This is a genomic window from Leptospira ainazelensis, assembly GCF_016918785.1.
GTDB classification, from domain to species: Bacteria; Spirochaetota; Leptospiria; order Leptospirales; family Leptospiraceae; genus Leptospira; species Leptospira ainazelensis.
The window spans coordinates 1-18988 of the sequence record NZ_JAFFPT010000079.1 but is presented as its reverse complement, the minus strand read 5'-3'; the positions used below and the strand labels follow the sequence as shown (position 1 = coordinate 18988).

General features: G+C 43.8%; 16 protein-coding genes and 2 pseudogenes. 9 read left to right on the top strand and 9 right to left on the bottom strand.

Translation table 11 applies throughout. From position 1 onward, the window contains the following. Window positions 1-20 precede the first annotated feature (20 nt). Window positions 21-2999: an Ig-like domain-containing protein gene (locus JWG44_RS19030; RefSeq protein ID WP_205276651.1), complete on the top strand. Its 2979-nt coding sequence runs from the start codon at window positions 21-23 to the stop codon at window positions 2997-2999. Window positions 3000-3664: 665 nt separating this feature from the next. Here JWG44_RS19030 and JWG44_RS22360 read toward each other — a convergent pair. After that, window positions 3665-4016 (bottom strand): annotated as a pseudogene (locus JWG44_RS22360) (IS110 family transposase); the annotation flags it as partial. A gap of 233 nt (window positions 4017-4249) precedes the next feature. On the opposite strand from JWG44_RS22360, the gene JWG44_RS19025 reads away from it, so the two are divergent. After that, complete coding sequence (locus JWG44_RS19025; RefSeq protein WP_205276650.1) at window positions 4250-4795, top strand: DUF1564 domain-containing protein; 546 nt, start codon at window positions 4250-4252, stop codon at window positions 4793-4795. A gap of 208 nt (window positions 4796-5003) precedes the next feature. On the opposite strand, the pseudogene JWG44_RS19020 reads toward JWG44_RS19025, so the two are convergent. After that, a pseudogene (locus JWG44_RS19020) lies at window positions 5004-5434 on the bottom strand (transposase); the annotation flags it as partial. A gap of 398 nt (window positions 5435-5832) precedes the next feature. Here JWG44_RS19020 and JWG44_RS19015 point away from each other — a divergent pair. Together JWG44_RS19015 and JWG44_RS19010 are read left to right on the top strand one after the other, a co-directional pair. Beyond that, window positions 5833-7290 (top strand): NAD(P)/FAD-dependent oxidoreductase, encoded by a 1458-nt coding sequence (locus JWG44_RS19015; RefSeq protein ID WP_205276649.1) that lies wholly within the window; start codon window positions 5833-5835, stop codon window positions 7288-7290. Between the two features lie 18 nt (window positions 7291-7308). Continuing rightward, on the top strand, window positions 7309-7503 hold the full coding sequence (locus tag JWG44_RS19010; RefSeq protein ID WP_205276648.1) for a hypothetical protein: 195 nt from the start codon (window positions 7309-7311) through the stop codon (window positions 7501-7503). A gap of 106 nt (window positions 7504-7609) precedes the next feature. On the opposite strand, the gene JWG44_RS19005 is transcribed toward JWG44_RS19010, so the two are convergent. The 3 genes from JWG44_RS19005 to JWG44_RS18995 form a co-directional block, all read right to left on the bottom strand. After that, window positions 7610-8053, bottom strand: coding sequence for a DUF1761 domain-containing protein (locus JWG44_RS19005; protein WP_205276647.1), 444 nt, complete (start codon window positions 8051-8053; stop codon window positions 7610-7612). Window positions 8054-8266: 213 nt separating this feature from the next. Next, on the bottom strand, window positions 8267-8998 hold the full coding sequence (locus JWG44_RS19000) for a FecR family protein (RefSeq protein ID WP_205276646.1): 732 nt from the start codon (window positions 8996-8998) through the stop codon (window positions 8267-8269). Between the two features lie 14 nt (window positions 8999-9012). Continuing rightward, window positions 9013-10500 carry a hypothetical protein gene (locus JWG44_RS18995; protein WP_205276645.1) on the bottom strand — a complete coding sequence of 496 codons (1488 nt, stop codon included), beginning with the start codon at window positions 10498-10500 and terminating at the stop codon, window positions 9013-9015. A gap of 226 nt (window positions 10501-10726) precedes the next feature. On the opposite strand from JWG44_RS18995, the gene JWG44_RS18990 reads away from it, so the two are divergent. Together JWG44_RS18990 and JWG44_RS18985 are read left to right on the top strand one after the other, a co-directional pair. After that, window positions 10727-11785: a sensor histidine kinase gene (locus JWG44_RS18990; protein ID WP_205276644.1), complete on the top strand. Its 1059-nt coding sequence runs from the start codon at window positions 10727-10729 to the stop codon at window positions 11783-11785. Next, the gene (locus JWG44_RS18985; protein ID WP_205276643.1) at window positions 11782-12516 is read left to right on the top strand and encodes a LytR/AlgR family response regulator transcription factor; all 735 of its coding nucleotides are present in this window, start codon (window positions 11782-11784) and stop codon (window positions 12514-12516) included. The genes JWG44_RS18990 and JWG44_RS18985 overlap by 4 nt, the downstream gene beginning before the upstream one ends. 545 nt (window positions 12517-13061) lie before the next feature. Here JWG44_RS18985 and corA read toward each other — a convergent pair. The 4 genes from corA to JWG44_RS18965 all read right to left on the bottom strand — a co-directional run bounded on the left by corA (window position 13062) and on the right by JWG44_RS18965 (window position 16432). Next, complete coding sequence (corA, locus tag JWG44_RS18980) at window positions 13062-14081, bottom strand: magnesium/cobalt transporter CorA (protein ID WP_205276642.1); 1020 nt, start codon at window positions 14079-14081, stop codon at window positions 13062-13064. 192 nt (window positions 14082-14273) lie between these two features. After that, a complete protein-coding gene (locus tag JWG44_RS18975; protein WP_205277063.1) occupies window positions 14274-14795 on the bottom strand; it encodes a DUF1564 domain-containing protein in 522 nt (173 codons plus the stop codon). Between the two features lie 279 nt (window positions 14796-15074). Further along, on the bottom strand, window positions 15075-15626 hold the full coding sequence (locus JWG44_RS18970) for a TetR/AcrR family transcriptional regulator (RefSeq protein WP_205276641.1): 552 nt from the start codon (window positions 15624-15626) through the stop codon (window positions 15075-15077). Between the two features lie 2 nt (window positions 15627-15628). Further along, on the bottom strand, window positions 15629-16432 hold the full coding sequence (locus JWG44_RS18965; RefSeq protein ID WP_205276640.1) for an aldolase: 804 nt from the start codon (window positions 16430-16432) through the stop codon (window positions 15629-15631). An 86-nt stretch (window positions 16433-16518) separates the two neighbouring features. On the opposite strand from JWG44_RS18965, the gene lepB reads away from it, so the two are divergent. From lepB to JWG44_RS18950, 3 genes are all read left to right on the top strand, one after another. Next, window positions 16519-17520, top strand: a complete 1002-nt coding sequence (lepB, locus tag JWG44_RS18960) for a signal peptidase I (RefSeq protein ID WP_205276639.1) — start codon at window positions 16519-16521, stop codon at window positions 17518-17520. A 5-nt stretch (window positions 17521-17525) separates the two neighbouring features. Further along, window positions 17526-17795 carry an AtpZ/AtpI family protein gene (locus JWG44_RS18955; protein WP_205276638.1) on the top strand — a complete coding sequence of 90 codons (270 nt, stop codon included), beginning with the start codon at window positions 17526-17528 and terminating at the stop codon, window positions 17793-17795. A 199-nt stretch (window positions 17796-17994) separates the two neighbouring features. Continuing rightward, window positions 17995-18708 (top strand): TPR end-of-group domain-containing protein, encoded by a 714-nt coding sequence (locus JWG44_RS18950; protein ID WP_232371748.1) that lies wholly within the window; start codon window positions 17995-17997, stop codon window positions 18706-18708. Window positions 18709-18988: the final 280 nt, after the last annotated feature.

The window sequence follows — 18988 nt, the reverse complement described above, 5'->3', positions numbered from 1 at the left end:
AAAGAGGATCGGGTAAAAAGATGAACAAAAATAAAAATTCAATCTTAGCGGTAATTTCAGCGGTTATGATTTTTTTAGGAGTCGGATGCTCCTCGAATAAGGAAGCCGGTTCCCCCCTCAACAGCGTTCTTTCCTTGTTCGGGCTTTCTACGGATACGACTGTTTCGGCTAACGTAGTAGCCCCTTACACGGAGACGGACACGCCCACAAGTCTTCCCGCAAACTTTGGAGTTGCGGCTCCGGAGGCGACTCTTTTTATCGCGTCCACGACCGACGTGGACCGTTACAAAAGTATCGAGATCCGATTCTCACAACCCATGAATAAGGCCACCGTTCAGGCGGATTTGGTTCTTGCTCCGAACGTTGGAATTCTTCCCGGACCCGGAAAAGGAGGGACTTTTTACTGGGCTTCCAGTTCTCGTCTTGTTTTTGATCCCTATCGAGAATTTAAAACTAACGAAGAATACACTTTGTCCTTAACAGGCAATTCGAAGACTATCGACGGGAAGGATCTTACTAGTTATTCTCAGACATTTATTACCGAGCCTGACTATTTGATGACGAGTAAAATTAATACGATCAATACGTTAGGCGGCACAAACGACATCACTTTCAATAAGGCAACGACTCCGACCTTAACTTTGACTTCCACTTTTACAAACCCTCTTACCGGAACAAACTCGATTCAAACGATCAAACTCAAACACATGGGAGACACTAACGCGAGCGGTATCGATATCTGCGCCGCTCCTCCTTGTCCGATGAACGCAACTTTGACGACGAATTTGACGACGTCCGCAATTCCTCCTTTTATCGGAGGAAACGTCTACTACTACGAGATCACGGTGGCGTCCGGAAAAATTTTCAAACGTTTTGCCACATTCAATTATGGGAATGTGAATACCGCGCCGGATAATATGATCGCAAACGGAGGTTCCATCATTTTGGATCAGGCTCAAGCGATGCCTTTTTTATCCAAGGTCTTGGAAAGATTCACAGCGGGAAATTTTAAGGTAAACGGAAATACGTTTAATCAGTTTGCGGATTCTCCAAAAACGAACGTTAGACGATCTAGTTATTGTATTGATTATAACGGAATCGGAAGTTTTACGATGCCTCAGTATATACGAAACTACGGCGATTCGTCTTCGGGTTACGGCGACGGTTACTGCGGAGGTTCGGGTGAGAATCCGGGAGGATTTACGGAAGAAGGTTGTGCGACTCTGATCTTTACGAGTTGTACCGATTTCGACATAGACGTTTATATCACGGGAATCACGATCTACACGGGGGTAGCGGGTTTTCCATCTCTGAAAAATATCGGAGTCAACATGGTCGCTAACAACACGGGAGAATTGGGTTTTCAATTTAAAGGAAAAACTCTCGCAGTGGATATGGTGATGATCGCAAGAAGCAGAGGTTCCTTGTTTCTTGTCATAGGTTCCGGAAACAGATTCGTATTTTCTACGACTGCCTATTTGAACTACAACGATTCTCCGCCTGCGGATAGAAACACGACGGGTAAAGCGAGCCTGACGATTGATTCAAACGGAGATACTGCGCTGAACATTTTTACTCCGATCACCACACTTTCTAATTTTGATACCACGGATTGGTCCAACAATCTTACGGTTAAAGATAGGGACGGAAGGGTAAACCAAGTCAAACTCGAAGCTACAACGAGCGGACTTGCGGGTTGGCTCGCGGGAACGACGGAAGGCGCAGCAAATGGAATGGTTCCTTCTTTAACTCCTTTGATCACAAGATCTATGTTGCGTAACTTTATCGAAGACGTGGCTCCTTCCGTTTTGAATTCGATCATAGGTTCTTTAAAATCTCCCGGAGTGGATATCGCACTTCCTTCTTATCTGCCCGCGCCGCTTGCAAACTTTCCGCTGAACATCAAGATCAAGCTGGGCACGGATTCTCAAGTGAGAGTGACGGGTTCCAATCGAGGAATCGTGGGTTCGATCGATCTTGGAATTTCGGCGAAGAATCCGATCGGTTCACCAAGAACTCATCAGTTGATGAACGGCTTCGTCGTTACAAAACCGAACGGCGCGATGAGCAACGTATATCAGTTTTCTCAGAGTGCGGCTAACCCCGGTTTGTTGCTTTCTCTTACGGTGGACAGCATCACTCAAGCCGCGTATCATCTCTGGAAAAACAGGGCTTTGGATTTAAACATCGATAAACTTTTTATCGATACGATCAAACAATACGCGGGAACCGATCCTCTGTTTCAGTTGACCGAATCCTTGATCAAGGTGGCGCCGATCGTTAACATTCTCGCTCCGGGAAGAGACAATCTTATTGGAATCGATCCCGTTACGAGCGCGCTTGTTCCGGCTATCAACGGAACCGACGATATTGTGATCTCCGTCAGTCCGATCCACGCGCCGAACGGAATTTTAAAGCCCGTAATAGGAACCGCTAAACCGAAGTTGGAAGTGAATTTTACGGACATTCAACTTTCGATTCGTGGGAAAAGGCCAGATAACTCGACGTATTTGATCAGTACTGCGAGAGCGAGTTTGAAAGGTCTAGCGGATTTTGACTTTGTTACTTTTTCAAATCCTACGAACAATCCAGCATACGCAAATTTGAACGCATTGAAGATCGTCATTTCAAACGGTCCGACTCTTTCTTACACGTTAGACATCTTAGAGGGTTCCTCGGGAGCCGGAGCTCCGAATCCGTTCGGTTTGGATCCTAAGGGAATTTTGGCGGTGATCGATCCGCTGGTTCCAACTTTGATAGTCCCTCTAGTAAACAACGTGTTGAAGGAAATTCCTCTTCCGCCTTCCATTTCTCTTCCGGCCTTGACACATCCTTCGAACGGAACCGAATGTGGAATCATTGCGAAGACGACTCATTCGATTCTTCAAACCCTTCCGATCGCAGATACGGAGCCGTATCCGTATGTGTTCGGAGGTCTCAAACTCAATCCGGGCGGTCCGGCGATATCGGATCCGGGAGTTTTGATCACCTGTCCTTAAGATTCAAAATCGAGAAGAATTTAAGAGGCCGCTTCGAACGCGGCTTTTTTTTTGCATTTCCCTTCTGATAAGAATCCGGCATCATCGGAGGCGGAAATAATAAAGTTCGTTTTAACGAAATGGATACGATTAAGAGTCGCCTAATCGAAGTAAGACTGTAACCAAAACTTGGAAAGAACCTCACAGCTTGATCTTTCTGATAAAGTAAATTTGAGTTTTGAGACGCACTGTAAGTTGAACTGGAAGGCCGATAAAAAAATCAGAATGAGATTCGTAACAAGGATCGACTCCGTTTAGAGGAAACAAACGACCCATTTAAAAAATCTCAAGTTTGAATAAAAATTCTAAATCCCAAAAAAAAGGAAAGCTAACGAACTGTATCTCCTCTTTCATTCGTTTAAGCTTCCTTGCAAATGGACTGAATCGGTAAAGGAATTTGTCGTAACTACGACAATCCTCTGTGAAAAGTCGCGTACCTCAACCCTGAACTTGGGAGCCTGTTGAAAGAGAAAATCAGAGAATCTCTCATAATTCGATCCTAAATCGTATTGGGTTCCTTTTTATTTTTCTGAATTGTAGTAAACGGTCTTTGGGAGAAAATTCAAACGTATTGAAAAACGCAGAGTTTGGCAATATTGTGAACGGAACATTTTCCTATCATTCAGTAGATAATCCCTTACGGCTTTTCTTCTGCACTGGGATATGAATCGATTCTAAATTCCCACTTCGCAATAATCTTGCTAGTTATATCGCATCCGTTTTGATTCTATCCGAATTTTGTATTGGTATCTTTCCAGGGGCGATTATTTTGCAATTGACCCTAAAGACTTTAAATATCTGTAAAGTGGATATCCAGTTCTCCGGCTTTGTAACAACACTCCACTGCATATCCCTCTTCCTGCAATTTGTGAATGAATTTCTTGATCCGAGTCTCTTTCGTTCTTGGTAATCTTTCACTGAATCTTTTGAATTTCCTGTTAAATAGGCTATTCCGATCGTTTCTTTGTGAAGATTCATTCCTACATATATTTCATTTCGTGCCTTCTGTAATTTTCTTGTCTTGTGATAAATGCAAAAGCTTGCATCTAACCCACGTTTTTCAAGTCCAGGAAGGTGTGCTATTTTGTCTAAGATAGTCTTTTGTGGGAAAAGGGCGGAAAGGCCGCAAAAAACTTCGAGAAAAGAGACGGAAAAATTTTTTTTTCGAGGAAATTGGCCCCGATTGTAAGTGATCAGGAACTGAAATGGGTATGGGATACTTAACGTTCAATGCGGATCAAGAAATTTCGTCCAGTCTTCAGGAAAGTCGAATGGATACCGTAACTTTGTTGATTCCGGAGAGCACTTTGGATCGGTTAGGCGTGAGTGTAAAGGACGCAAAATCATTGCCCAAAAGAATTCCCCAATTGCTGAGAACCTATGGAAAATATCTGACCTCGACGAGACGCCTTGGAGAAAACGCGCGTAAGACATTGTATCAGCCGAGTCCTGGAAAAGAGAAAATGAAACGAGTGAACATCCGTTTGAGCACTGGGAGCTGGACTTATTTAGGAATGCTTGCGCAGACACACGGTGTCTCCCGTTGTTATCTTTTTAATTATCTGTTGTGGTTGGAAGAGTTGGGAGTCGGAGATTCTATCGTGGAGACAATGAATGCGGGAGCTCCCGCATTTCACAACTGTTACAGTTATATCCTTCATCTCGATCTACGATACAATCTTGTTTTTCGACGACTTCAAACCGAACCAGGCTCCCTTTTTTACGTTTTAGATTACCGAGATTGGTTTCCGAATTAGTCAAAAGCGTTTTCCCTTCCAAGTCACACGGAGCCATATCTATTAACGAATTTTTCAGCACCCGCTTTGCGCCCGGAGAACGACTATTTTATACAACGAACTCCTGCGTAATTGCTCAGATGATCCCAGCGAATTTCGCCTTTGAAAACATCCAAATTATAGGCCCCATTTTCACCCATCGAGATCGAGGAAGACCAATATCGCTTCTCTTCCTCCCATCTATGGAAATCGTTTCAAAGTCGATAAAGCCGCTTTCATTCCAAGAAATACCGTTCGCGAAATAGATCCTCAATTTCATTTTTATGAACTTTTCAAAATTTGGAAATAAATGTATGATCGAATTCTTCTCCATCCAAAAGATAGATCAACTCGGCCCCGAGTTTTAATAACGTACAAGAGTTCTCTCATCGAAAGATTGCCGATTAAGATGGAATAGAAAAGGGCCGAAATTACTTTCTTCGGAGAAATCGCAGGTCTTCCCGTTTCGTCATTTTGATAATTCTTCTCGAAAGCCTCAAAATCTAAACGTTCCATGACTTTCTTAAATCCGTGGATCGGATGTCCTTCTCCGAACAATTCCTGAAAGTCTAAAATATGCATCCTTAGCTGATTCGGGTCTGTATTCTTGAACTTTGCCATTGTGCTAATCTAGCAGGTTCGTAAATATTGCACCTCTTTTTTCAACAGACTCTTCGGTGGCGGGGCGGGAGGCGGAAAACTCCGGGTGACTTTCCTATATCACAAAATCATAACTTTGCAAGGAATATTCTCTCTCAGAGCTTCTGTAGGAACTCCTGCAAGAAATTTTACTGGGATCCTTCTTCCTAAATAGCTTTTTAACTTTGTGGATATGATTTGCGAAGGGCGCGCGATTTGCGGAATCGATTGAGAAATATCAATGAATTCGAAAAGGATTAGAGCCGGAAATGTCTTCCTTTTCCTTCCAAAAAAGTTATGATTCGATTCAAACAAATTCGATTTTCCGAATGGTCCGTCCGATTTGAGACGGAGTGAAACAACGTTTGAGGGGTATTTCAATGAGAATCATCGTTTTAGGCGCCGGGGTTTCCGGTCACACTGCCGCCACATTGCTCAAGAGATACCTCGGAAAAAAACACGAGATAGTCGTTATATCTCCGAACTCACAGTGGAACTGGATTCCTTCCAACATCTGGGTCGGAGTAGGCGCGATGAAACCGGAAGACGTCACCTTCCCGCTCAAACCCGTCTACGACAAGCTGAAGATACGATTTCTTCAAGCGAAGGCCATCAGCATTCATCCGGAAGGGGATTCCGATCATACTCAACCCTTCGTAACCTACGAACCTACCGAGGGGGAGAATATAGGTAAAAAAGAAACCATCCATTATGATTTTTGCATAAACGCAACGGGTCCGAAACTCAATTTCGGCGCGACTCCCGGACTGGGTCCCGATGAAGGATTTACTCATTCCGTTTGTACATACGGTCACGCCGATCAAGCCGCGCGCGCGTTCAAAGACGCGGTTCGCCGAATGAAAGCCGGAGAGACCTTGAATTTTGTAATCGGAACGGGACATGGAACCTGTACCTGTCAAGGCGCCGCTTTCGAATATTTATTCAATATCGATTATGAATTGAGAAAGGAAGGAGTTAGGGATAAAGCAAAACTTCTCTGGTTGTCCAACGAATACGAGTTAGGCGACTTTGGTATGGGCGGAATCCATCTGGAAAGGGGAGGCTATATCACGAGCAGTAAGATTTTTGCCGAGTCCTTATTCGCGGAAAGAGAAGTTCAGTGGAAAACGAAAGCACACGTAACAAAAATTGAAAAGGATAAGATTCATTTTATCACTTTGGACGGGGAAAAAAGTTTCGTAAAAACTGATTTTACGATGTTGATTCCTCCCTTCGCGGGCGTTGGTTTAAAAACGTTTTCAAGGTTGGGTGAAGATATCACCGAAAAAATGTTCGCCGCAAACGGAATGATGAAGGTGGATGCAAACTACAATCCAAAAGGTTTTGAAGAATGGGATCCGAACGATTGGCCGAAAACTTATCAGAGTCCTTTTTATCCAAACGTTTTTGCGATCGGAATCGCATTTGCACCGCCTCATCCGATCTCCAAAATCATGAAGACTAAAGAAGGCGTCCAGATCTCTCCCACACCGCCAAGAACCGGAATGCCCTCCGCAACTATGGGCAAGGCAGTTGCAAAAAGTATCGCGGATATGATTCGTACCGGAAAAACGACTCCGACTCATACCGCGTCTATGGCGGAGATGGGCGCCGCTTGCGTCGCTTCCGCAGGAAAAGGAATTTTTGACGGAGGAGCCGCTTCGATGACGGTTTATCCGATCGTTCCGGATTACAAAAAATATCCGAAGCTCGGAAGGTCTTTGCGATACACGACGGGCGAGATCGGCTTAGCCGGACATTGGATCAAGATGCTTCTCCATCATATGTTTCTCTATAAAGCGAAGGGACATATCGGCTGGTGGATCATTCCGGAATAAAAATTGGGAGAAAGAAGAATGGATACACAGGAAGAAACGGAACTCATACTCGAAAACAACGAGAAGTTAAGGGACGCCTACACCCAAGGAGATTTTACCTCGGTCCCGAACGGAATCACTAAATATTTTAGAACCTCTCTCCTATGGCAGTTTTGGAGATTTATCGGGATCAATTTTAGAATGACTCTGATGATACTCAAGTCGCACCACTAAAACCTTCTAAGAGAATCAGTGTAAGAATGAAAATCTTACGAAAGAGAATTTCGACGTATCGAATCCGATCCTAGTTCGGATTCGTTCGCAAATCGTAGGAGTTGTTTCAGGTTCTCCAATAGGAAAGAATCATCGCAACCGTTTGTAGAGAGATGAAATAGTATCCCGCTCCAATCGAAAAAAACTTCCAGGATCTACCTTCAAAGGCGACCGAGTTGATACACAGCGGAACATAAAATCCCAACCAAGTATAAAACCCTGAAAAGAATCCGTAGACGTAAGCAGGGCTGTCTTCTCCTGCGTGCCAAGAAGAGGCTCTCCAAACGTTAGTCGTATAAAACAATACATAAGCGGTTAAAAAAGAACCGATCACCATCATTCCCATCGCTCTGTACATTTCCTTTTGATCCGGTTTGAAGTCGGCGGGAATTCCCATCTCTTTCATCCAAAGTTTTCCGAAGATAGGTCCATACCAAAGAGATCCGATGATAAAGTTTGCGACGACCGCCGCCAAAACCGCCAAGTAGTTGATGTTTAATTCCGGGTGCATAATTACTCCTTCTTCTTTTTGAAGGATGTTTTTATAAACCGGAATGGAAGGAAAGTCAAGTGATTCTTAGGAAGCTACTAGCGAGACGCCGCTTTCCGACAAAGCATCGAATAAACTTTGTTAGGCGGGACCGCGTTTTAAAACAAAAAAAGCCCGGGTTGCACCCGGGCCGAAACAAGTGTTGTGGTTCTGGTCTTATAAGAATATAAGAGATTACTGTTTGCCGTAAGTTTCGTCCCTTTGAACGTCGTCGGGAGGAGTCCATCCTTCCGGAGTGTGGCAGGAAAGACAGTTTTTAAGGGAAGCGTTCTTTTTCAATCTTGCTTCAAAGCCGGAAAGGGCTTTTAACTTCTTTATGATTCCTTCATATTCCACTTTTTTCATTTCGGAATCCTTTGCGGAGATCATCGTTCCCCTTCCTTTTTCCTGAAGAATTTCCGTTCCTTCCGAGTCGGAAACCGCAACACTTCCTTCACAAGTACAGAAAGAAGAATCCTTTGTTTTCGGATCAAAGAGGACCGAAAAAGAGGTTCCTCTTACCCCGGCTGTGGAAGTCGCGGTTGCAACGTTGAACTTTCTTCCTTTTAATCCGACTACCTTAAACCAGGCAAAACCTTGGTTCACTTCGATTCTTCCGTCTTTGGATTCTCCGTGAAGACTTGCGAGTTTGATCTTGCTATTTTGCTGAATTTTGAATTCGGAACCTTTATATACGACTGTCAGTCTCGAACCGTTTCCTGTGGAAATTAAGTCGCCTTCATCCACAAAATCGTTGGACTTTAGAGGTTCCCAAGCGGTCTTACCGGCTTTTTGAACATGAGCTTTTCCTAATAAAAAGCCAACCTTTGCGTCTCCTGTTTTTGTTTCCTGACTAAGGAGCACGATAGAGCCCCCGGTCATGGCGAGGGATATCAATATCGAAGCGATCTTTGTCTTGTGATTCATAACAATCTCCTAATTTAAAACTCAATGGTGGCTCTTAAAAGAATCCACCTGTCCAAAGCCGAGTAGGCAAGCACTCCTACGTTCCCGACTCCGCTAAACTGCGCCAAATAATCCTTATGCGTCCTTGCGTTCCCGGCTTGGTCCACGTAAACATTTTGCCCGACTCCATTGGAATCGAAGTTTTTGTTTTCGGAATAACCCAACGCTAATTTGAACTGATGTGAAACCATCCATTCCAAAAAGACGCTCACTCGACGAAACGAACTCTTGCTGGAATACCCGTTCAAATTTGTTTCGGTTAAAGAATTTTGAATCTGCGTCGAGAGAGGTCCGTTCGAGGTCGGAACTCCAAATCCGGGTATAAATTCCTTCTGATTAGTTTCCGTCGTTCCCAAGGTACCGTTGCTTCCCGTTCCTCTTTCGTATCTTCCTAAAATTGTAAAATCACCGATTCCGAAGGAAAGCCAAGCGTAAGCGCTTTTTCCAAAACTATCCTTTCCATAGACCAGAGGACTTGAGTAGAATTGCATACGATCTCTGATCTCTCCTCCGTTTTGCCTTTTTAAAAAGGCTCCCAATCCTAAATTCCATTTGAGATTTCCGGTCCATACAAAATTCACTTCCGATCCGACCGTATCCGATTGGAGAGCGCGTTTATTTTTTACGAGGACGGTGTTTATATTTAGGTCGTTCGGAAGACAGCCGGTTTTTCCCTCATAACATTCGTAAGCTGCGGATCCGGCGGCATTTTCCTTTCTGTAAAAAAGGTGAATACCGGCCTTAGTCTTGTCGTCTAACTGCGGTTCGACGGAAAGTCTTGCGGAAACATCCATTCCGGCGGAATTCACGTTTTGGGCTTCTTTATAACCTTCTCCGTTACTTACCATCAGTTGGGAACTTACGATCGACCATTTACCGGTCGCGCTTAAACCTATATCCGCAGGTTGAGGCGCAAACCCAAGTGACTCAAGCGGGGTGCGATCGATATATCTCCATCTCCAGAAGTTGCTCCACTGAGTATACGTATGAGGAAGTTCCTGCATTCCGAAGTTAAGAGTATAACTTCCTATGGAAGTTTCCCAAGTTTTTTTTACGCTAGCGCGACGAACGCTGATAATATAAGGATTTTGTTTTGTTCCGCCGTCGCTTCGTGTATCCGATGTTAGCTGGGAATTGCGGATCAATTCTCCCCAGAGTTCGGTTTGAATTCCGGTTTCTTGAAACGTTTTCGAGATCATCAAAAGAGTCCAGGGTGTCGAAAAACCCGATCTATCGTTCTGACTCATATAAGGATTTGCGGGCGCGTTTTGTCCCGTTGTGGCCAAAGCGGTCGGTTCGTTCTGTATTTTATAACCGTAAGAAGGCGAGATCACGGCCCTTACGTCTAATCCGTAATAAGCGTCCGGTTCGTCTTTTTTCGTTGTAACGACTTGTTCAGCGTTCATACTTTGGACCAGAAAGACGGATAAAAACGGAATGAGGTAGATTTGAGTTCTTTTCATGATTCCCCTGAACCGTTACTAAGAAAAAAAAACTTTTTTCCGTCAATTTTTTCTGTGTTTTCATCCTAGTTTCTTTCTTCTTAAAAAAAACAAACGAGGGCAATTCTTTTCCTGTTATTATGGCCGTATCGGAAATGAACTCCCTGTTTTGGGGAATTAAAGGATCAAATCCGGAATGACGTGAAATAAAATATCGGTTTAGATGTTCTCTAAAAAGCAGGTGAAAATGATAAACTCCGGCCGTCGCATACGTTGGTTTAAACTATTCTTTTGGTTCTCCATCAACACAGTGATCGGAACGATGAATTCTCTCCTGATCGCGCATAATTCCAATTCTCCGTTTTGGAAGGTTTTTCTTGCGACTCAGATCACTACTCATTTTGTGTGTGGGATCGTTGAGATGACGGTAGAATCTCTGAATTCGTCCGGGCATAAACACGGATTTTTAAAATCCGGAATCACCTTGCTTCTTGCTTCCTGTTTTGCGGCGATCATCGGAGTGGCTGCGGGTGGAATTCTTCATGCGATCGCTCTTTCCGATGAAAGTCCGGGAAGGGAACACGGCGGCTCTTACAACATTCTTCTTAGCTCTTTGATTCTTGCGCTTTTTATTTCAGTATTGGAAAAGTCGATGCAGATTCTTATCGAAAAAAAGAAAGAATCCGAAAGCGCGCTCAAAGATCTTCACTACGCCGCCTTACAATCCAGGATGGATCCTCACTATCTATTCAATACTTTGAATACGATTCACGCTCTATTGGAGATAGATCCGGCGAGGGCCGATCGTGCGATTCTTCTTTTGTCGGATTCGTATCGATTTTTAACGGAAAGACATTCCGCGAGATTGGTTTCGTTTAAGGAGGAATGGGAGTTTACAAAAAATTATCTCGAACTTCAAAAGATCCGATTTGCGGATTTTATGGAACTCAAGATGGAAAGCGACGGAGATTTTTCGGGAATTTCGATTCCTCCTCTTTCGATTCAACCGCTTGTGGAGAACAGTTTTAAACATTCTGAAAGTTCGGCGAACATTCAGAGAAAAATTTACGTAAAAGCGGTAGCTAAGGATGGAAGAATTAGAATTTCCGTTGAAGACAACGGGACCATATCTACATCCAAAAGAGAGTATACGAGTCCCGGCGGAGGTGGATTTGGAATGAGCGCTATAAGAAGTACACTGAGAAACATACAAGCAAGGCTTGACTATAATTTTAGAGACGCTATATTAAAATTGGAAGAAGGGAAAACCGGAGGAACGACGGTTCTCTTAGAGTACTCGATATGATCGAACAAAATTTTAGCGTATTGATCGTGGAAGACGAGATTCCCGCGAGGGAACTGTTGAGAAAATATTTGGAAGAATGGCCTTCTTTTAAAATCGAAGCCGTCGTCGGGAACGGGCGTCAAGCGCTCGAAATTCTCGACAGAAAAACCTTTGATCTCATTTTTTTGGACGTAAATCTTCCTGAAAAGTCGGGGATTCAAGTTTTAGAAGAAAGGGGTAAGGTTGCTCCCGCTCTTGTGTTTACGACCGCGTATCGCGATCACGCGTTACACGCTTTTGAAGCGGGGGCCCTGGATTATCTTTTAAAACCTTATTCAAGGGAAAGATTTCGAGAGACGATGACAAGGGCTGAAGAATTTTTATCCTTTCGAAAAAAGGGAAACAAGGTGGAAGCCTTTTTGTTTTTCCGAGAGTCCGGGGTTTTGCACAGACTTTCCCTTTCCAAACTTCTTTATCTTACCGCAAACGGAAAGAAGTGTATCCTTCACAGTTTGGAAAAGGACCACGAAACGTCCAAACTTTTAGGGGATATGGAATCCGAACTGCCTCCCGATCGTTTTCTAAGAATCCACAAAAAATACATTCTGAATTTAGAATATATTTCCGGTATGAAGTCGAACGCAGGAGGAGGTTACGAGGTCTTCTTGAACGACGAAGACGAGACCGTTCTTCCGGTGGGTCGGGAATACGTTTCCAATCTAAGGGAAAGATTTCGGGAAAACGGGGTTTGATGTCGTCGGGGTCTTGAACGGTACTTGCGAACTCTGATTGCAAACACCTTTTTGTAAGAAACAATTTGTCGGAACAATCGGTTCGTGTGGAAAAAGAAGTAGATCGGATTTACTCCGACGTTTTTCTTCCACATTGTTTTTGGCTGAAGGAATCACTTCTCAGATAAAAACGGGAGGTCCGTCTTTTGTTTTTGATCCTGTCCCAAGATTCTAAAAAGCGACATTTAGAGCGCTCCGAAAGCTCGTAATAAAACGATGGAGTTCCCACAGATTACGTCTCTTTGACCGATCTATGAACTTTCTAACCGATTATTGTTATTCAATTTTTATTGGAGTTCCTACATTTCGTGAAACTCAAACGTTTTGTTTCTATTTGAGTTCGACAAGTTTTGGGCAAGTTTCGAGTGCGATTTCTTTTCGAAACGTTTCGGGAGTTTTCTAAAAAAGGAAACGGGCAGATTCGGGTTTAAAGATCGGGTCGAAAATTCTTCCGTATCAAACCGGTTTCGTTTTTGGAGATCGGATTTGATTCTTCAAAAAAAATCTTATCCTTTGAACCAATGTTTTTTTCGAAACCAATAGATCATCCCCGGAGGAATAAGGCCGGCTCCTAACACCGTAAAGATGAGAAAGAGCGTGCTGTCGTAGGGAATGGCGGTGAAGTTCATCCCGAAAAAACCCGTAAGAAAAGTAAGAGGCATAAAGATCAAACTGATCAAAGTGAGTCTTTTTACTACGTCGTTTGTTCTCTGGGAAATGACTGAAAAATACGCATCCATCGTGTTTCCCAAAAGGTCGCGATCCATATCGATGGTCTCATACAAACGACTGAGGTGATCGTAGACGTCTCGAAAATAGAGCTGAATTTTCGGACTTAAGAACCGATTGTCTCTTCGGATGAGGCTGTTTACGATTTCTCTCTGCGGAGAAAGTACTCTTCGAATTCGAGTAAGATTTCTTTTGAGATAAAGAATTCCGGCGATCGTTTGCTGGCTGTCTTGGTTGACGAGAATCTGAGTTTCAGTTTTTACGATTTCTTCGCTCATCCTATCCAAAATCGGGAAATTGGAGTCCACTGTTTGATCGAAGAGTAGGTAAAGAATCTGATCGGTCCCTCGAGAAAGCGGGTTTCCCTGTGACATACAACGTGCTCTGAGTTGTTCGATCAAAGGTTCTTCTTTTTGATGAACGGTAACTACGAATTTTTCGTTAAAAAAGATATGAATCTCGTTGTTTCTAAGGATTTTTTTCTCGGCGTCGTATTGAAAACGATGAAGGACAATAAAGATGTAAGATCCGTATTCGTCGAGTTTCGGTCTTTGATTTTTATTGATGCAGTCTTCTATGGCGAGAGGGTGGAAGTTGCATTCCCTTGCGAGAAAGTCCAGGTCGCTTCCTTCCGCGGAATCTAAGTCGATCCAAACCAAACCTTTGGAACAAAGCCAATCCAATTCCGAAAGACCCGGCGGTTTTTCTCCGGCTTCGAGAAGGGCTTCACAAGGACCGGCGACGGATTTTTCCAAATTCCCTTCCGGAAAAAACTCTGTAAATAGGATCCGTTTCACTCGGACTGAGGCTAAGGGAGAAAGTTTCTCTGGCAAGGAAATATTCCTTTGATGTTTGGCGGCCTCCTTGGAGAGGGTTAGGGTTTGCCGGTTTGATTTGAATTCTGTTTGGATACGGCTAACGCAGAATTGATTTTATCAATTTTGCGGTGCGCGATGCCTGGATCGGTTTTTTTCGATTCCGGTTTTGTTTTATGAATAATAATCTCTTTCCATGACCCAGATTGGATTCGGTTCGAACTCGATTGTGCGGGTGATGCTGTTTTTGAGTAGATCGAGGTGCCAGATATAACTGTAATTATCGTGGAAGGCAGGAGATCCCACATTCAAAGTTTTATCGATAGAATCTCCGACTCCGGAATCGTCCAGCCACAACAGGTAGTTTACCATAAAACACCGCGAAACACCATGGGCTGCGGAAAGAACGCCTAAAACAGCCCAGACCCCCGTATCGATTCTTACATTGACTCGAACCATTCCCTGGGTTTTCTGATAGAGAGTTTTCCCTGCCTTGGGATTGATTCTTTTTTTAGATAGCATCAGCTTTTGGTATCTTCTAAGAAGAGGAAGGATCCGCTTCGGAAGCGCCTTTCTTTGTTCCGGCGATAAGGCGTTGTAATACCACTCCGGAAATAGAATGGTTTCTACGTTCATTCTCGATTCGACTAAGGCCGATCTGATTTTTCGTTCCGAATGTAAAAAAATCTGTCCCATACCGATAACGGTTCCCGTGGATCGCAAAGCGGAACGGCGAAACGAGAAAAAATACGATTCTTTACGATCGGACATTTGTGAGAATGGAAATCTGCGCTAAGGATGTGGAGCGTGCGAAGCAGTCGTCTCCCTGAGACGACCGAAGCGTTAGCGAAGCGCGGAACAAGCCTGTCCTGCGCGTTTTCGATCTCACATCGCTTTCGCAGTTTTCGCAAGCAGGAGCGCCCAAGCTCGTTTTTAAATTCGATGCGGCCTATGGATCGCGTTCCGGGTCGCGAGTTAAGTATTTTTTAGGGTATAGACAAGGTAGTTTTTGAAATCGTCGAGGGAGAATTCTTTTTTGTTCGTGAGATAGTTGATCATATAACCGATCGTAGTCGACGCAAGATTTTTGATTTCGAATTCGCTGTAGTTCGGTTTGATGACACGGATCGTTTTTTTGGAAGTTTCAAAAAAGATCATATTCACAAGATGAATGTTTCTTCGTTTTAGTCTGTGAATCTTCGGCTGAAGCATCAGATTCCAGTAGAGACGGAGATAGTCCTCGTTTTCTTTTACGAGGGTGATGAGGCTTTCGGAAACGAGCGCGATCACGTCCTCTCTCGAAGAATTGGCGACGAGTTCGTCCGGGATATAACGTTTTAGAATTTTATCATGGGATTCTATGATACCTTCCAAGATCGCTTCTTTGGAATCGAAGTATCGATAGGCGAGTCCTAAAGACATTCCAGCCTTTGCGGCGACCTGTCTCATCGTGGTTCCGTGATAACCCTGTTCCGAAAAAAGTTTCAGGGAGGTTTTTAAGATGAGATCCCGGGTATCCTTCGCCATTCTTATCGAATCGAATAGAGAACTTTTCTGGCTCCGATTCTTTCCCGATTGGTTTCCATTCTATTCTTATAAGAAAAAGCCTTTTCGGGTTTTAAGACGGAAAGCAGATCGTAGAGTTCGATCTCAAAGAACAACATCGCTTCCGCGACTTCCTCCGGATTTTTTTTCAACGATTCCGCGACGTTTACGACGACGTGTCTGGAATTGATCAGATCGGGCGCTATGATTTCCGAGATCTTTCTAAAATTCGACTTGGTGATCGTCCCTCCGACGGAAGTTCTTTTGCCTCTTTCTCTCGAAAGATAGACGATATTTTTTGTGACTCTCATCACTTCTTCGTCGTCCGGAATCAGATCCATAGAAGCTGAAAGATCCGAACGAGCCGCGGTCACTTGGTCCAAATCTTGGAAGGCGCGGGAGTCCGCGATTTCGATCAGATTCTTATAACCGGTTATGGTTTCCAGATTGATCGATTTCGAAACCTTCCCGTAGTTTACGGGAGTGAGCATACTTTTGAGAGTCTGGATAAAATTTTTGAGTGCGTAAGAAGATTCGATCATCGGGGCGCAGATGCCTTCGATCTCTTCCTTGACGAGCATCCGGATATCCGTCCTCGCCTCGGGCCCGCCGATCTTCACTGTAACCGGAATGATATCCTTTGCGGCCAAGTGGAGAATTCGGATTTCATCCGCGTCCATGTCCTCGGTTTCGGTTCCGCCCTTGAGCCCGCAGATCGGGTACTGATCGGTGAGAGAAACGAGGGTCCTTCTGAGTTCGATGAGTTTACGGTCTATCTGCTCTTTCACATAGAAAGTATCGGTGATTTTTGAAAAACCGATAGAATTTTTAAGGCAGGATTGACAACTGAAGTGAGATTCTTTTTGCTTTCCCTATGAACCTGGAACCCGAGGTAAAATCAAAAGATTCCTCTTTTGGAGAAGAATCACCTCTTAGCTCTACTTTATCCTTTATTCTCATCGTGATCCTGGTATTTGCTTTCAAATCCTCGGTTTTAGACGCGAATAATATCCCGTCCGGATCGATGATTCCGACCCTAAAAATCGGGGATTTTCTCTTCGTAAACAAGATGAGATATTCGATCCGAATGCCGTTTACGGAAGCTGAACTCTTTCGGATCGACAACCCCCAACGAGGGGACATCGTTACGTTTGCCCCTCCGCAAAGAGCGCTCAATCTGGGCGATACCAGGGACGGATTTTTCGCAAAACGTTATGTGAAACGAGTGATAGGTTTGCCCGGAGATACGATTCGAATCAGTTCGAAATTTCTTTCCACAAAAAAAGGAAACGTAAACTATTCAGTCATCGAATACAAGGAAAAAGGATCGGATACGTTTCAAGGTTACGATCCGGTCGAAGTGGAAGAAGGGGAATTGCTCGGAGATCTGGACAATCTCTACGCTCCTTCCCGATCCTTATTCTTAGAAAAAAAACCGGGATTTGAACACTTTGTCTTGGAAGGTTACGAAGAGGACAGAAAACGTCTCGATGGATACGAATGTAACTTTTCGATCGGTTGTGAAATCCCAGAAAATCAATATATGGTCGTCGGAGACAATCGGGACGATTCTCACGATTCCCGCGCCTGGGGTTTTGTAAAAAGGGAAGACATTCTCGGAAAAGCGCTCGTCATTTATTTTTCCATCAACTGGAAGGACAACGTCTGCGAATACAAAAGCGGGAAGGAACTCGCCGAAAAAGGTCCGGAATTTGCGGAGCGTTTTCAGGGAGAAGAACTCGTTAAAAATTGTCATCCTACGGAAATCGGTCTTGTGAGAGAAGAAAGCAAGGCCGGGTGGATTGAAAGGACGCTTCGTTATCGGATCTGGAGAATGGAGATTCGTTGGAATCGGATCGGAACGATTCTACGATAAACCCAATGGAAGAGAAGAATTTAGAACCTTCGGACAAAGATAAGGATCCTTCGGGTTTTCAGAAAGATTCCAAAACAACGGAGAAAGAAGTTTCTCCTTGGGAATTTGCGGGTCTGGGAATGGAATTCTGTTTGATCGTCTTAGGTTCGGTTTATCTTGGAAATTTTTTGGACGGAAAGTTTCATTCTTCTCCTTTTGGGCTTTTGGCGGCTTGTCTTCTTGGATTCTCCTACGGAATCTATTATATCATCTATCGAACCACTTTGAAAAAGTAGGACTTCCTATGCGGAAGATCCGCCTATATCAGAAAATTCTTCTTTTCTAAAGTATTTTTTTATAATTCCATCATGGACGGAACACCGGCCACCGGTTTTCCACTGAAGATTTTCTGTTCTCCGAAAGAAAAGTCGATTCTCACCCACAAAAAAAGAGAAAATTTCCCCGGAAGGTTTGTCATAGGAATACGGCCGAGCCATGTATAGAAACCCTTTTCGAATTTTCATCCTTCTTCTTTGTATTCTCTTAGAATGGAATTGTCTCTCTTTGATGCAAAGAGATCGGCAAGAACGTTGGGCCGAAGTTATGAACGGAATCGAAACCGAAAATCCGGAAACTCGAAATCAATGGGAAAAAAAATCGCGCCTTTTTTTGGACTCCATTTCGGAGGATTCCAAAGAACTTCAAGAAAAATTGAGAAATTTTATTCTTATGGAAAGCGCGAGAAGGTTTAACGATTCTCTTTCCAAAAAAGAATATGAGCGTGCTTCTTGGATCGCGAGAATTTTTAGCGAAACGATCCCCTTTCTCGGTGTAGGAGAAGCAACGGTAGAAGGAACCAAATCGAAGATTGTCTATTCTGCGAGAGAATATTTTACCGCCGATTTGATCGCCTATACGGGACAAACCAAGGATCTTAGCTTTTTTTCCTTGATCCAAGAGATGATTCCAAATCCGATCAGCGATCCGAGACTTGCCTTCAATCTGGCCTGTCTTCACGCGCTCAACGGAAACAAAGAAGAGATGCTTCAGTATATGAAGATCGCGCTCTTTCTCGGAAAGGAATCCGTAGAATTTGAGAAGGATTCCGATTTCAATACCTTTCGCTCCGATCCCGATTTTATAAGAATGCTCTGGGACGGGCCCGCTCTCGATCCTTCTTTGATTCCGCCGGACGAGCGTTCCAAATAACGAGGCTTTTTGTCGGGAAGACCGCGAAAAGTAGGAACTCTTACAACTCTCGAAAAGTAGGAACTCTCACAATTCTCGAAAAGTAGGAACTCTCACAATTCTCGAAAAGTAGGAACTCTCACAATTCTCGAAAAGTAGGAACTCTCACAATTCTCAAAAAGTAGGAACTCTCACAATTCTCAAAAAGTAGGAACTCTCACAATTCTCAAAAAGTAGGAACTCTCACAATTCTCACAAAGTAGGAACTCTCACAATTCTCGAAAAGTAGGAACTCTCACAA